This window comes from Pseudoxanthomonas sp. (assembly GCF_036845285.1).
Classification (GTDB): domain Bacteria; phylum Pseudomonadota; class Gammaproteobacteria; order Xanthomonadales; family Xanthomonadaceae; genus Pseudoxanthomonas_A.
In genome coordinates, this window is the sequence record NZ_DAIUEE010000001.1 from 329,937 (window position 1) to 344,719 (window position 14,783).

General features: G+C 67.1%; 11 protein-coding genes. 7 read left to right on the top strand and 4 right to left on the bottom strand.

The window, feature by feature from the left end; all coding sequences use genetic code 11:
* Positions 1-3: 3 nt before the first annotated feature.
* Positions 4-1,692 carry a YbaL family putative K(+) efflux transporter gene (gene ybaL / locus V7060_RS01535; RefSeq protein ID WP_334177497.1) on the bottom strand — a complete coding sequence of 563 codons (1,689 nt, stop codon included), beginning with the start codon at positions 1,690-1,692 and terminating at the stop codon, positions 4-6.
* A gap of 170 nt (positions 1,693-1,862) precedes the next feature.
* Positions 1,863-4,250 (bottom strand): TonB-dependent receptor, encoded by a 2,388-nt coding sequence (locus V7060_RS01540; RefSeq protein ID WP_334177498.1) that lies wholly within the window; start codon positions 4,248-4,250, stop codon positions 1,863-1,865.
* A gap of 203 nt (positions 4,251-4,453) precedes the next feature.
* Here V7060_RS01540 and V7060_RS01545 point away from each other — a divergent pair, with 203 nt between their 5' ends.
* Genes V7060_RS01545 through V7060_RS01560 form a run of 4 tightly spaced genes read left to right on the top strand, consistent with a single transcriptional unit; the run spans position 4,454 to position 8,642 of the window.
* Positions 4,454-6,382 carry an ABC-F family ATP-binding cassette domain-containing protein gene (locus V7060_RS01545; RefSeq protein ID WP_334177499.1) on the top strand — a complete coding sequence of 643 codons (1,929 nt, stop codon included), beginning with the start codon at positions 4,454-4,456 and terminating at the stop codon, positions 6,380-6,382.
* Positions 6,383-6,406: 24 nt separating this feature from the next.
* A complete protein-coding gene (locus V7060_RS01550) occupies positions 6,407-7,642 on the top strand; it encodes a cation:proton antiporter (protein ID WP_334177500.1) in 1,236 nt (411 codons plus the stop codon).
* A 4-nt stretch (positions 7,643-7,646) separates the two neighbouring features.
* Positions 7,647-7,982 carry a zinc ribbon domain-containing protein gene (locus V7060_RS01555; RefSeq protein WP_334177501.1) on the top strand — a complete coding sequence of 112 codons (336 nt, stop codon included), beginning with the start codon at positions 7,647-7,649 and terminating at the stop codon, positions 7,980-7,982.
* Positions 7,983-8,027: 45 nt separating this feature from the next.
* Positions 8,028-8,642 carry a hypothetical protein gene (locus V7060_RS01560; RefSeq protein ID WP_334177502.1) on the top strand — a complete coding sequence of 205 codons (615 nt, stop codon included), beginning with the start codon at positions 8,028-8,030 and terminating at the stop codon, positions 8,640-8,642.
* A 549-nt stretch (positions 8,643-9,191) separates the two neighbouring features.
* On the opposite strand, the gene V7060_RS01565 is transcribed toward V7060_RS01560, so the two are convergent.
* Positions 9,192-10,106, bottom strand: a complete 915-nt coding sequence (locus V7060_RS01565) for a DUF3011 domain-containing protein (protein WP_334177503.1) — start codon at positions 10,104-10,106, stop codon at positions 9,192-9,194.
* Positions 10,107-10,256: 150 nt separating this feature from the next.
* Here V7060_RS01565 and aspS point away from each other — a divergent pair, with 150 nt between their 5' ends.
* From aspS to V7060_RS01580, 3 genes are read left to right on the top strand one after another with little or no spacing between them, the layout of a single operon-like run.
* Entirely contained in the window at positions 10,257-12,008 is a 1,752-nt protein-coding gene (aspS, locus tag V7060_RS01570) for an aspartate--tRNA ligase (RefSeq protein ID WP_334177504.1), read from the top strand.
* Between the two features lie 14 nt (positions 12,009-12,022).
* A complete protein-coding gene (locus tag V7060_RS01575; protein WP_334177505.1) occupies positions 12,023-12,328 on the top strand; it encodes a DNA primase in 306 nt (101 codons plus the stop codon).
* A gap of 2 nt (positions 12,329-12,330) precedes the next feature.
* A complete protein-coding gene (locus V7060_RS01580; RefSeq protein ID WP_334177506.1) occupies positions 12,331-12,852 on the top strand; it encodes a GNAT family N-acetyltransferase in 522 nt (173 codons plus the stop codon).
* 981 nt (positions 12,853-13,833) lie between these two features.
* Here the strand turns inward: V7060_RS01580 and V7060_RS01585 are convergent.
* Complete coding sequence (locus tag V7060_RS01585; protein ID WP_334177507.1) at positions 13,834-14,769, bottom strand: alpha/beta hydrolase; 936 nt, start codon at positions 14,767-14,769, stop codon at positions 13,834-13,836.
* Between the last annotated feature and the right edge of the window lie 14 nt (positions 14,770-14,783).

Genomic DNA, 14,783 nt, shown 5'->3' on the forward strand with positions numbered 1-14,783 from the left:
GCCTCAGGCGGTCACGCGCTGCGGGCGGTACGGCGGCGTGGACATCACCATTTCGGCCAGCGAGAACGCCAGTTCGCGTTCGGCCAGCACCGCGCCGTCGGCGCCGTGTTCCAGCAGGTGCTTCACTTCGCCCTCGCTGTGCGCGCGCGCCAGCAGCGTCAGCGAAGGATTGAGGGCACGCAGTTTTGCCAGCGTCTCGCCGGCTTCGAGCGGCTGCGGGATGGCCAGCACGGCGATCTTGGCGCGTTCGGGATGTGCCTCGGCCAGCACGCGGTCGGCGGCCGCGCTGCCGCGGATGGCCGGGATGCCGGCGTCGTGCGCGCGGGCGACATGGTCGCCGTTGTCGTCGATGACGATCAGCGGCACGCCGCGGTCGCGCAGCACGCGGGCCAGTTCGCTGCCCACGCGGCCGTAGCCGATGATGATGGCGTGGTCGGTGACGTCCAGCGACGGACCGGGCGGCGCCTCGGGTTCGACCGGCACCGGTGCCAGCGCCTCCTGCTTCTTCTGCCAGCGGTCCAGCCAGGTGAAGAGGAACGGATTGGCGATGATCGACAGCAGCGAGCCGGCGAGGATCAGGTCGCGGCCTTCCGGCGGCAGGATCTTCAGCGCCACGCCGAGCGCGGCGAGGATGAAGGAGAACTCGCCGATCTGCGCCAGGCTTACCGAGATCGTCAGCGCCGTGCCGGTGGGGTGCTTGAACGCCTTGACGATGTAGTACGCCGCCACCGACTTGCCCAGCACGATGATGCCGAACGTGGCCAGCACCTGCCATGGGTGCGCGACCAGGATGGCGGGATTGAACAGCATGCCCACCGAGACGAAGAACAGCACCGCGAACGCATCGCGCAGCGGCAGTGAATCGTTGGCCGCCTTGTGGCTCAGTTCGGATTCGTTGAGCAGCATGCCGGCGAAGAACGCGCCCAGCGCGAACGACACGCCGAACATCATCGCCGAGCCGAATGCCACGCCCAGTGCGATCGCCAGCACGGAGAGGGTGAACAGCTCGCGCGAACCGGTCGCGGCAATCTTCTCCAGCGTCCACGGGATCACCCGGCGGCCGACCACCAGCATGAAGGCGACGAATGCGCCCAGCTTGATGAAGGTCCAGGCGATCTCCACCGCGAAGCGGCCGAACGTCGCCTTCTCGCCGCCGGTATCGGGGCCGAACGTGGACGCCAGCACCGGCAGCATCACCAGCGCCAGCACCATCACCAGGTCCTCGACGATCAGCCAGCCCACCGCGATGCGCCCGCGCGTGGTTTCCAGCAGGCGGCGTTCCTCCATCGCGCGCAGCAGCACCACCGTGCTGGCCACCGACAGCGCCAGGCCGAACACGAAGCCGTTGAGCGGCGTCCAGCCCATACCCCAGGCCAGCGCCCAGCCCAGGCCGGTGGCGACCACGATCTGCACGATGGCGCCGGGGATGGCGATCGCCTTCACTTCCAGCAGGTCTTCCAGCGAGAAATGCAGGCCCACGCCGAACATCAGCAGCATCACGCCGAGTTCGGACAACTGGGTGGCCAGTTCCTGGTCGGCGACGAAGCCCGGCGTGAATGGACCGACGAAGATGCCTGCAATCAGGTAGCCGACCAGTGGCGAGAAGCGCAGCTTGTGGGCGATCGCCCCCAGCACGAAGGCCAGGGCCAGGCCCACCGCGATGATGTTGATCAGGTCGGTGTCATGGTGCATCGACGGGCGTTCTTCCTCTGCATGGGGGACGAGTGTCGCCGATGCGGACGTCCTGCGGCAAACGCATGCGGCGCAACCGCGTCGCCGCGAGCCGCTGTTCCCCGTATCACCCCAACGGAAACGCCCCGCACGGGGCGGGGCGTTCCGATGCCGTCAATCGTGGAGGTGTCTTACCACTTGTAGGCGATGCGGCCGTACACGTAGGCGCCGTTGAAGCCGCCCGGCGACTGGCTGCTGTAGGGGAACTGGCCGCTGTTGGAGTTCGGGAAGATGGTGCGGTCCGGATACTCGTCCAGCAGGTTGTCCGCACCCAGCGTCAGCGTCCAGTTCTCGCTCGGGCGATAGCTGGTCGATGCGTCCAGGATCCACGTCGCGCCGTAGGTCTGGTCGTTGGCGGGATTGCCGGTCTCGCTGACGCGCGTGGTGAACTCGCCATAGCGGGTGGCGCCGAGGGTGAAGTCCCAGCGCGCCAGGTTCCATGCGGCCGTCAGCGTGGTCTTGTCGCGCGGATAGCCCTCCTCGATGCGGCCCTGTTCGTCGCGGCCGATGCGCCACAGATTCGCGCCCAGGGCGGTGAGCTCCGGCGGATTCGGCGCGATGCGCTGGATCTCGGTCTTGTTGTAGTTGTAGCCGGCGGTCAGGGCGAGGCTGCTGTTCTCGAACGGCACCGTGTACTGCGCGATCACGTCGACGCCGCGCGTGCGGGTGTCGGCGGCGTTGGTGAAGTAGCGCGCGCTGGTGACGCCGTTGACGCCCAGGCTGGCCAGCAGCGCCTGCGCCGCCGCATTGCCGCCCAGCAGCAGGTTGGAGGACAGCACGATGCGGTCGTCGATGTCGATCTGGTACGCATCGATGGTCACGTACAGGCGGTCCACCGGCTGCAGCACCAGGCCCAATCCGTACGACAGCGAGGTTTCCGCGGTCAGCGCTTCCGCGCCCAGCGCCTGCGCGACGGGGCCGGTGGCGGGGAACGTGCCCGACTCGAAGAAGCGGTCGAGCGTGGCGTTGTACTGCGACGTCACCACCTGGTAGTACTGCTGCGCCAACGCCGGCGCACGGAAGCCACTGGCCACCGTCGCACGCAGCGCCACCGTATCGGTGAAGGCATAGCGCGCGGACAGCTTGCCCGACACTTCGCTGCCGAAGTCGGAATAGTCCTCGTAGCGGCCGGCGATGCCGGCGGAGAACTTGTCGGTCAGGTCGGCTTCCAGTCCCACGTAGGCCGCGTAGCTGTCGCGGTCGGAATGCACGGCATTCGCCGGCGTGAAGCCGCCGAAGCCCTGCGCGCCGCTGCCGGTGTACGAGTTCAGCTCGCCCGGCGACTGGTTCCACTTCTCTTCGCGGTACTCGGCGCCGAACGACAGCGTGGCCGGATAGGCCAGGCCGATCTCCAGCGGCTTGCTGATGTCGGCGTTCAACACGTTCTGGGTGTACTCCAGCGCACCGTCGTAGAAGCGGCGCGGGCTGGTCGCGCCCAGGCTGTAGTTGACGCTGTTCTGGGTGTGGAACTGCAGGTGGTTGTAGCCGTAGTTGTAGCTGATGTCCCACTTCCAGCCGCTTTCCGTGTCGCCCTTCACGCCCGCGACCAGCGAGCGGTCCTGCGACAGCTGGTTGATCTCCGGCACGTAGCCATCCGGATACACCTGCGGGACCAGCGCGTTGTGGCCGATCGAGCGGAAGAAGGCGAACGAGACGATGTCGCGGTTGCTGGCGATCGCAGTGGCGTAGGCGCTGACGTTGTCGCTGAAGTCGAAGCCGGCATTCGCCGACACCGCACCCGCATCCACCTTCGGATCGCCATAGATGAAGGCGACGCGGCCGATGGCCGGACTGTTGCCGGTGTTGGGGGTCGTGCCCTGGTACGGACCGGCGCGGTTGGTTTCGTCCTGCTGGGTCAGTTGCCCCGCCACGTGCAAAAAACCACGGCCATCGCCGAAGCCCACGCCGGTATCGCCGGACAGCTGCGTGCTGCGGCCGTCACCGGCGGAATAGCCGCCGACGTCCACCACCAGGCTGCCGCCCTTGCCGGAGCCCTTCAGCACGATGTTGACCACGCCGGCGATGGCGTCGGATCCGTACTGCGCCGACGCGCCGTCGCGCAGCACTTCCACGCGTTCGATCGCCGACACCGGGATCGCATTGAGGTCCACCGCCGACGAACCACGGCCGATGCTGCCGTTGACGTTGACCAGTGCGGAGATGTGGCGGCGCTTGCCGTTGACCAGGATCAGCACCTGGTCCGGCGACAGGCCGCGCAGCTGCGCCGGGCGCACGCCGCTGGTGCCGTCGGTGACGGCCGGGCGCGGGAAGTTCAGCGAGGGCAGCGCGCGGGCGAGGGCGGTCGCCAGTTCGGTGGTGCCGGTGGCCTGCAGGGCCTCGGGCGTGATGATGTCGATCGGCGACTGCGACTCGGCGACCGTGCGGTCGGCGACGCGGGTACCGGTGACGATCAGGGTGTCCAGCGTGCGGGCTTCGGCGCGGGCCGACTCCTGGGCGAAAGCGGGGGCGACCAGGGCCAGGCTGATGGCGAGGGTCAGGGGTGACAGCGTGCGGGTCATGGGGGAACTCCGGGAAGGACTGCAAAGTGGGGCTTCGGTGGATCAGGGCTTGCAAAGTTGCCTTTGAAACCATGGACTTAGGCGTTGCCTGTTCTGGTTACAGGGGTGTGGCGAGCATGTCAATGTTTTCTTAACAAGTGTGAGCGGGTGCGCTATCGATAAACTACGCGGCCGCTTCCCCCCAAATCCCCTTAGGTTGTTTCTTGATCTCCCTTCGTAATTTCGCGCTCCGCCGCGGTGAGCGCCTGCTGCTGTCCAACGTCGACCTGACCCTGCACGCGGGCTACCGCGTGGGCGTGGTCGGCCGCAATGGCGCGGGCAAGTCCAGCCTGTTCGCCGCCGTGCAGGGCGAACTGGAGGCCGACAAGGGCGACCTCGACCTGCCCGGCAAGGTGCGCATCGCCAGCGTGGCGCAGGAAACCCCGTCGCTGCCGGATCCGGCGCTGTCGTTCGTGCTCGGTGGCGATACCGAAGTCGCGGCGGTGCTGCAGTCCGAAGCCGATGCCAGCGCCCGCGAGGACTGGGAAGCGGTCGCCAACGCGCACCAGAAGATGGCCGAACTCGGCGCGTACGACGCCGAGGCGCGCGCCGGCAAGCTGCTGCACGGTCTCGGCTTCCCGGCCGACACGCACCACCGCCCGGTCTCGTCGTTTTCCGGCGGCTGGCGCGTGCGCCTGAACCTGGCGCGCGCGCTGATGATGCCCAGCGACCTGCTGCTGCTCGACGAACCCACCAACCACCTCGACATGGACGCGGTGCTCTGGCTGGAACAGTGGCTGCTGAAGTATCCGGGCACGTTGCTGCTGATCTCGCACGACCGCGAGTTCCTCGACAATGTCGCCACCCACACGCTGCACCTGCATGGCGGCGGCGCCAAGCTGTACACCGGCGGCTACACCGACTTCGAGCGCCAGCGCGCCGAACAGCTGCGCCAGCAGCAGATCGCGCACGAGAAGGAGCAGGCCGAGCGCGCGCACCTGCAGAGCTTCATCGACCGCTTCAAGGCCAAGGCGTCGAAGGCGGCGCAGGCGCAGAGCCGCATGAAGCGCCTGGCCAAGCTCGCTGGTACCGAGGCGGTGCGCGCAGAGCGCGAGTTCCGCATTGAATTCGCCGAACCGGCCAAGCTGCCGTTCTCGCTGATCCGGTTGAACCATGTCGATTGTGGCTACGGGGCCGATGGTTCCAATGACGGTCCACCATCCGGCCCCGCGCAGCACGCGGGGCATTCGGGCGGGCGCGAGCCAGTGGCTCGCAAGCAGCCCACCCTCATCCTGCACGACGTCGGCTTCGGCCTGGAAGCCGGGCAGCGCATCGGCCTGCTCGGCCCCAACGGCGCCGGCAAGACCACGCTGGTGAAGACGCTGGTCGGCGAGCTGCCGGTGCTGGCCGGCGACCGCATGGCGCACCCGGACCTGCGCATCGGCTACTTCGCGCAGCACACCGTGGAGTCGCTGCACGAAGGCCAGTCGCCGATGGACCACTTCCGCGATCTCTCGCCGGATGCCAGCAACCAGTCGTTCCGCGACTTCCTCGGCAAGTGGAATTTCCCCGGCGATCGCGCGTTCGAACCGGTCGACGGGTTTTCCGGCGGCGAGCGCGCACGCCTGGCGCTGGCACTGATCGCCTGGCAGCAGCCGAACGTGCTGCTGCTCGACGAACCCACCAACCACCTCGACCTGGAAATGCGCGAAGCCCTGGCCGAAGCGCTCAGCGATTTCGACGGCGCCATCGTCATGGTGTCGCACGACCGCCACCTGATCGGCCTGGTCTGCGACACGTTCTGGCGCGTGGCCGACGGCGTGGTCGAACCGTTCGACGGCGACCTCGACGAATACGCCGCCTGGCTGCGCACCCGCGCCTCCGCGCAGGGCAGCAAACCGCTGCGCAGCGAACCGGCGCCTGCACCGAAGACCGCGCCGGCCCCTGCGCGCAAGGTCAACCCGGTGAAGCTGGCCGCCGCCGAGGCCAAGGTCGCCGAACTGGAAGGCAGGCTGGCCGACGTCGACGCGCAACTCGCGGACCCGGACAGCTATGCCGATGCCGACCTCGCCGCACGGCTGGGCCGCGACCGCGAAGCCCTGCAGCAGCAACTCGCCGAGGCAGAAGCCGCCTGGTCGGCGTTGTACGAATGACCTGCACCACTCCCTGAGATCGCCATGAGCCAGGAACTCGTCTACCTGCTGCTGATTTTCGGCCTGCTGGTGGTGCCGCGCGCACTGCAGCGCTTCAAGGTGCCTGCGCCGCTGACTTGCCTGGTCTTCGGTATCGCGGCCATGCTCTGGCTGGGCGACCGCACGCACGATCCGGTGATCGCGCTGCTGGCCACGCTGGGCATCTCCTCGCTGTTCCTGTTCGCCGGCCTGGAAGTGGACCTGCATGCGTTGCGTCGTGGGCTGTGGCCGTTGTTGGCGCACCTGCTGATCCGCAGCGCCACGCTGGCCGGGGTGGGCTGGTTGGCGTGGCGGTACGCCGGACTCTCCTGGCAGGCGGCCGCGTTGCTGGCGCTGGCACTGCTGACGCCGTCGACGGGCTTCATCATCGATACGCTGGGTCGGCTGGGGCTGGACGATGCCGAGCGCTTCTGGGTCACCAACAAGGCCATCGCGGGGGAACTGCTCGCGCTGGCGGCGCTGTTCCTGATCCTGCAGGCCGGCGATCCGGCGCACATGGCGCTCTCGTCGTTGGCGCTGCTCGCGTTGCTGGTGGGCCTGCCGCTGCTGTTCGTCGCCCTGGGCCGCTGGGTCGCACCGCAGGCGCCGGGCTCGGAGTTTTCGCTGCTGGTGATGGTGGGCCTGATCGCCGCCTTCGCGACCTACAAGCTGGGCGTGTACTACCTGGTCGGCGCGTTCATCGCCGGCCTGATCGCGCGGCTGCTGCGCCAGCGCATGCCGGCGCTCGCCTCGGACGAGAACCTGCACGCCGTGCGCCTGTTCGCCACGTTCTTCGTGCCGTTCTATTTCTTCTACGCCGGGACCAAGGTGCCGGCCAGTGCGCTGAGCTGGACCGCGCTGGGTCTCGGACTGCTGATCACCGCCGTGGTGCTGCCGTTGCGCATCGCCGTGGTCTGGGTGCAGCGCCGCGTCCTGTTCGGCGAGGACATGCGCAGCAGCCTGCGCGTGGCGCTGGCACTGTCGCCCACGCTGATCTTCACCCTGGTGCTGGCCGCGATCCTGCGCGATCGCTTCCAGATCGATGACGCCCTGTTCGGTGGGCTGCTGCTCTACGCCAGCCTCAGCACCCTGCTGCCGTCGCTGGTATTCCGCACCCCGTTCGATGTCGACCCGATGGGCGACGCCCTCCCACCGATCGAGCAGGATGGCGCGCCGTCACCGGCTCTTGAACCCGCCGCCGCCGACCCCCAACTGATTGTCCCGGAACAGCCCCGAGCCTGACGCCATGCCCATCTACGCCTTCGAATGCACCCAGTGCGGCCACAGTTTCGACCGCCTGCAGAAGCTGTCCGATCCGGATCCCGACACCTGCCCGGCGTGCAGTGCGCACGCGGTGAAGCGGCAGTTGACCGCGCCGTCGTTCCGGTTGGCCGGCAGCGGCTGGTACGAGACCGACTTCAAGAAGGACGGCGACAAGAAGCGCAACCTTGCCGATGGCGGTGAAGGCGCGAAGCCATCCAGCGAGTCGAAGCCTGCTGAATCGTCGGCGGCGAAGACGGAAAGCGCGCCTGCGAAGACGGAGTCCAAGCCGGCGACGCCGCCCTCCACGTCCTCGTCCTGAGGCCGGCGGTGTAAGGTGCATCCTTTCCTGCAACGAAGGGATGCCATGAAAAAGACCCTCCTCGCGCTTGCGGCGTTCGTTGCCGCCAGCGCGGCCACCGCGTCTGCGGTTGCATCGGCGCCAACGCCGGCCGATACGTTCCTCGCTTCAATGGCCCAGCATTGCGGCAAGGCGTATGCCGGCCGCATCACCGCCAACCAGCCCGCATCGACCACGCCCGATCCCTTCGAGGGCAAGGCGCTGGTGATGCATGTGCGCGGCTGCGACGACACCGCGCGCGAACTTCGCGTGCCGTTCCATGTCGGTGACGACCATTCACGCACCTGGGTGATCACGCGCACCGAGGGTGGGCTGCGGCTCAAGCACGATCATCGCCATGAGGACGGCAGTCCGGACCCGGTGACGATGTACGGAGGCGATACCGCCGACGCAGGCACGGCGCAGCGGCAGGCATTCCCGGTGGATGCGGAATCCGTGGTGATGTTCGAGCGCGAAGGCCTGTCGGCCTCGGTGACCAACACCTGGGCGATGGAACTGGTGCCAGCGAAGACCTTCGTCTACGAGTTGAGCCGACCGAACGGAAGGCTGTTCCGGGTGGAGTTCGACCTGAGCGTGCCCGTTGCGCTGCCGCCGGCACCTTGGGGTAGCAGCGAGGGCTGAGTGAGGGCCACGCTTCGCCGCCTGGTGCGTTGAAGCACGGCACTGGGTCCCGGCCGTCGCCGGGATGACGGATGCGGACAGGAACGCGCGTCACCGTAGCGTGCGCCATGCGCATGGCGTCCTGCTCTGATATTCCGTTGAACCAAAAGCGCTGGGTCCCGGCCGTCGCCGGGATGACGGATGCGGACGGGAACGCGCGTTACCGTAACGTGCGCCATGCGCACGACGCCCCGCGCATGGCGCCCTGCTCTGATATTCCGTTGAACCAAAAGCGCTGGGTCCCGGCCGTCGCCGGGATGACGGATGCGGACGGGAACGCGCGTTACCGTAGCGTGCGCCATGCGCACGACGCCCCGCTCTGGGATTCCGTTGAACCAGAGGCACTGGGTCCCGGCTTTCGCCGGGATGACGGATACGGACGGAAACGCGCGTTACCGTAGCGTGCGCCGTGCGCACGATGCGCTGTCGTGAAACTCCGTTGAAGCAAGGCGCTGGGTCCCGGCGTTCGCCGGGATGACAGGTCGAAGTCGGGATCCAGCCCTACAGAATTCAGCGCGGTCCGAAACGGCCGCGGCAGCCGCGGTCCACCCACACCTGGTTACCCGCGTAGCCCCAGCTGTAGCCCTCCCGGCAGCTGGTGTTGGACAGCTGCTGCAACAGGATGGGACGGCCCTGGCGGGCGTCATAGGCGCAGGTCTTGCGGCGGTTGTCGTCGCTGTTGCAGGTCACGCTGTAGTCGCCGTTGCCGCCGCCCCAGCCCGTGCCTGAATCGCGGAACTCCGCGCGGCAGCCGCCGCGTACCCAGACCAGGCCCTGGCGCTGGCCCCAGTTCTGGTTCTCGGTGCAGCGCGTGGAGGACAGCGTGCGCTGCACGGTGGCGCGGCCGCGGAAGTTGGTGCGGCATTCGCGGTAGGCGCCGTTCGCACTCTCGCACTTGACCACGCCGCCGCCCCAGTCGCCACCTGACGTGCCTTCCGCGAAACGGCCGCGGCAGCCACGGTCCACCCACACGGTGCCATTGCCGCTGCCCCAGTTCTGGCCTTCCACGCAGCGTGTGCCGGACAGGTTCTGCACCAGCATGGCACCGCGACGGAAGCCGGTCTGGCATTCGCGGCGGCGGTTGTCCTTGCTTTCGCAGGTGACCTGGCCGCCGGACGGCGGCGGGTTGGGATTCCAGCCGCCGTTGTTGCCGCCCAGCGACTGGGCGATGTCCTGCTTGATGCGGCTGAAGGTCCAGTTGGAACGATTGACCTGGTCCAGGTAGAACCGCAGCTGGTCGTCCGGAATTCGGCGGCCACGAGACTGCTCGGAGTATTCCAGGCTGATCACCCGGGTCTGGTCCTGCACCGACAGCGTGCGCAGGTTCTCGGGCGCATAGGCCTTCGGCGCGATCTGGGCCAGCGCACTGCCGGCCATCAAGGCCAGCAACAGTACGAAAACGGACTGCAACAGCGGCTTCTTCATGGCGATGCCCTCCTGGAGAGGCGCCAGCATACGCCGCAGATGTTAAGCCGGAGCAGAGGCCGGCCGGGGACCGGGTAAACTAGCCGGCTAGGACGGCCAATGGCCGTCGCACCCCTTCCGGCCCTGGCCGGACGACCCTCTGGAGTTCCCATGCGTACCCATTTCTGCGGCCTCGTCGACGAGGCCATGATCGGCCAGACCGTGACCCTCTGCGGCTGGACCGACGTCGCCCGCAACCTCGGCGGCGTCTGCTTCATCGACCTGCGCGACCACGAGGGCATCGTGCAGGTGACGGTGGATCCGTCCAGTGCTGAGGTGTTCAAGGTCGCCGCGTCGCTGGGTTACGAGGACGTGCTGCAGGTCGAGGGTGTCGTGCGTGCGCGCGAAGCCGTCAACACCAAGATCCGCACCGGCAAGGTCGAAGTGATCGCCACGAAGATCACCGTGCTCAACAAGGCCGAGCCGTTGCCGTTCCACCACCACGAGAACCCGGGCGAAGACATCCGCCTGAAGTACCGCTACCTGGACCTGCGCAGCGCCGACATGCAGCGCAAGCAGCGCACGCGCATCCGCCTGGTGCAGGCGCTGCGCCGCTGGCTGGACGCGCGCGGCTTCCAGGACATCGAGACGCCGATCCTGACCAAGGCCACGCCGGAAGGCGCGCGCGACTTCCTGGTGCCGGCACGCATGCATCCGGGCGAGTTCTATGCGTTGCCGCAGTCGCCGCAGCTGTTCAAGCAGATCCTAATGGTGGCCGGCTTCGACCGCTACTACCAGATCGCGCGCTGCTTCCGCGACGAAGCGCTGCGTGCCGACCGCCAGCTGGAATTCACCCAGCTCGACATGGAGTTCGCGTTCGTGCGCGAGCGCGACGTGCAGGACGCCGTCGAAGGCATGATCCGCGACATCTTCAAGGAAGTGATGGAGGTGGAGCTGGCCAACCCGTTCCCGCGCATGACGTGGGCCGAGGCGATGCGCCGCTACGGGTCGGACAAGCCGGACCTGCGCATCGCGCTGGAACTGGTCGACGTGGCCGAGCTGGTGAAGTCCAGCGAGTTCGCCGTGTTCACCGGCCCCGCCAACGATCCGGACGGCCGCGTCGCCGCGCTGCGTATTCCAGGCGGTGCGTCGTTGAGCCGCAAGCAGATCGACGAGTACGCCGCGCATGCCGCCAAGTACGGCGCCAAGGGCCTGGCCTACATCAAGATCGACGAGGCCGGTACGGTCAGCTCCCCGATCCAGAAGTTCTTCGCCGAGGACGCGTTCGCCGCGCTGCTGAAGCACGTCGGCGCCGGCAACGGCGACATCGTGTTCTTCGGCGCCGGTGGCTACAACAAGGTGTCCGACTTCATGGGCGCACTGCGCCTGAAGGCCGGCAAGGACTTCGGCCTGGTGCAGGACGGCTGGACGCCGCTGTGGGTCACCGATTTCCCGATGTTCGAGTACGACGACGAAGCGCAGCGCTACGTCGCCCTGCATCATCCCTTCACCGCACCCGCGGTCGACGACATCGGCGATCTGCGCGCCAATGCGAAGACGGCCGTGTCGCGCGGCTACGACATGGTGCTCAACGGCAACGAGATCGGCGGCGGTTCGATCCGTATCCACCGCCCCGACATGCAGAGCGCGGTGTTCGAGCTGCTCGGCATCGGCGCGGAAGAAGCGGAGGCCAAGTTCGGCTTCCTGCTGGACGCGCTGCGCTTCGGCGCGCCGCCGCATGGCGGCATCGCGTTCGGCATCGATCGCATCGCCGCGCTGATGGCGGGCACGGAGTCGATCCGTGACGTCATCGCGTTCCCGAAGACCACCAGCGCGCAGTGCCTGATGACCGGCGCACCGTCGCCGATCCCGGACGAGCAGCTGGCGGAAGTACACATCCAGGTTCGTCCGAAGAAAGACTGAGAGAGAAACGCGCAATGACGGAATACGCTTTTTCGCTGGAGTGGGAGCGCCTGGGCAATGAAGGCGCCGATGCGGGCCTGGTGACGGAACGCGCGCGCGTGTTCGGCGGCTGGCTGGTGCGCGTGGGTACGTCGCCGGCGGCGATGGCGGTGACCTTCGTGCCGGACGGCCAGGGCCGCTGGGACGGCGAGGACTTCGGCGAAGACGATTACGAAGAAGACGAAGAAGACGAAGAAGAGTACGAAGAGGAAGAAGACGAGGACGCCGACGAGGAAGAAGAGTCGGACGAAGAGGGCGAGGACGAAGAAGAGGACGCGTAGGCGTGCGGATCCGTCGCGCCACCGTGGATGATGCGCAGTTCGTCTCCGACCTGGCATCGCGCAGCTTTACCGAGACCTTCGGCCATCTGTATCCGGCCGAAGATCTGGCGGCGTTCCTCGCCTATGCGTACGACGTCGAGAAGCAGCGCGTCATCCTGTCTCACCCGGACTACGCGGTGTGGCTGCTGGAGGAAGACGGCGTTGCGGTGGGTCATGCGGCCGCCGGTCCGTGCGGCTTGCCGCATCCGGACGTGCAGGCGGGAGATGGCGAACTGAAACGGCTGTACGTGCTGGCATCGCACCAGAATGGCGGCTGGGGCGGGAAGCTGTTCGCCGAGGTGGAGCGCTGGCTGTTGAGGGACGGGCCGCGGACGCTGTGGATCGGCGTGTGGTCGGAGAATTTCGGCGCGCAGCGGTTCTATGAGCGGCAGGGGTTCGTGCGGGTCGGTGGGTACAAGTTCGCGGTGGGGAAGACGCTGGATGATGAGTTCATCCTGAGGCGTGCGGCTTGTACCGATGTCTGACCGATAAAAAGCGTTCCGCTAGCCCTTCGGTCTAGCGGGTAACTTTTCTTTGTCTGGCCGCGCCCCGCGTTGCGAAGGCGCCCTGATGTCTCGCGCGCCGCAGCGCGTTCGGATGTTTCCGGTGAGGTGCTTCCGCTAGCCCTTCGGTCTAGCGGGTAACTTTTCTTTGTCTGGCCGCGCCCCGCGTTGCGAAGGCGCCCTGATGTCTCGCGCGCCGCAGCGCGTCCGGATGTTCCCGGTAAGGTGTTTCCGCTGGCCCTGCGGGCCAGCGGGTAACTTTTCTTTGTCTGGCCGCGCCCCGCGTTGCGAAGGCGCCCTGACGTCTCGCGCGCCGCAGCGCGTCCGGATGTTCCCGGTGAGGTGCTTCCGCTGGCCCTTCGGGCCAACGGGTAACTTTTCTTTGTCTGGCCAAAGAAAAGTCACCAAAAGAAAGGCCATTCCTCGACGAAGCAATCCCACATGGCGTTGCTATCGGGATTTTCCGACTCGCCATCCTGGCGAGGCGGAAAACGGCGGACATCCTTGTCCGCCGCCCTTCGGGTCTGGTGGGATTGCTGGCACATCGGTGTGGCCAAGGACGGTCTAGGCAACTGCCGTCGTCCCCGCGAAGGCGGGGATCCAGCGACTTGCGGCCATGGAAAGCAAAGACACTGGGTTCCCGCCTTCGCGGGAATGACGAAAGAAAGCTGAGTTGTTCAAAGGATCCCTGGCGATCAGCGGAAAACGGCGGACATCCTTGTCCGCCGCCCTTCGGGTCTGGTGGGATTGCTGGCGCATCGGTATGGCCAGGGAAGTTCTGAATAACCGCCGTCATCCCCGCGAAGGCGGGGATCCAGCGACTTCGGGCCATGGAAAGCAAAGGCACTGGGTTCCCGCTTTCGCGGGTATGACGGACAAACGCTGCGTTGTTCAGAGAATCACTGAAGATCAAAAAGCAAACGGCCGCGTGTGCGGCCGTTGCTGTTTGCGGAGGCTTCTTCTTTACTTCTGCAGGAAGTCGAGCAGGTCCTGGTTGACGCGATCCTTGTGCGTATCGGTCAGGCCGTGCGGGGCGCCTGCATAGACGATCAGCTTCGCGTTCTTGATCAATGCGGCGGAGGCCTTGCCGGCGGCATCGATGGGGACGATCTGGTCGTCGTCGCCGTGGATGACCAGGGTGGGGATGTCGAACTTCTTCAGGTCGGCGCGGAAGTCGGTGGCGGAGAACGCGGCGATCGAGTCGTACGTGTTCTTGTGGCCGGCCTGCATGCCTTGCGCCCACCAACTGTCGATCAGGCCCTGCGAGACCTTCGCACCCGGGCGGTTGAAACCGTAGAACGGGCCCGAGGCGATGTCCTTGTAGAGCTGCGCGCGGTTGTCCAGCGAGCCCTTGCGGAGGCCGTCGAACACCTCGATCGGCAGGCCGCCCGGGTTGTCGGCGGTCTTCAGCATCAGCGGCGGCACGGCGCTGATCAGCACGGCCTTCTTCACGCGACTGGTGCCGTGGCGGCCGATGTAGCGCGCCACTTCGCCGCCGCCGGTGGAGAAGCCCACCAGGGTCACGTTCTTCAGGTCCAGTGTGTTGATCACGGTCGCCAGGTCGTCGGCGTAGTGGTCCATGTCGTTGCCGTCCCAGGGCTGGCTGGAGCGGCCGTGGCCGCGGCGGTCGTGGGCGACCACGCGGTAGCCCTTGGAAGCCAGGAAGATCATCTGCGATTCCCAGCTGTCCGACGACAGCGGCCAGCCGTGGCTGAAGGTGACGACCGGGCCGTTCCTCGGTCCCCAGTCCTTGTAGTAGAGCTGCACGCCGTCGGCGGTGGTGAGGGTGCTGGCGGTGCGTTCGACGGCGAACGGTGCTGGGTTGGATTGCGCGGCGAAGCTGGCCTGGGTGGCGACCGCCAGCAGCGTGGCGGCGAGGGTGCGGCTGAGGACGTTCATGGTGTCGTTTCCTG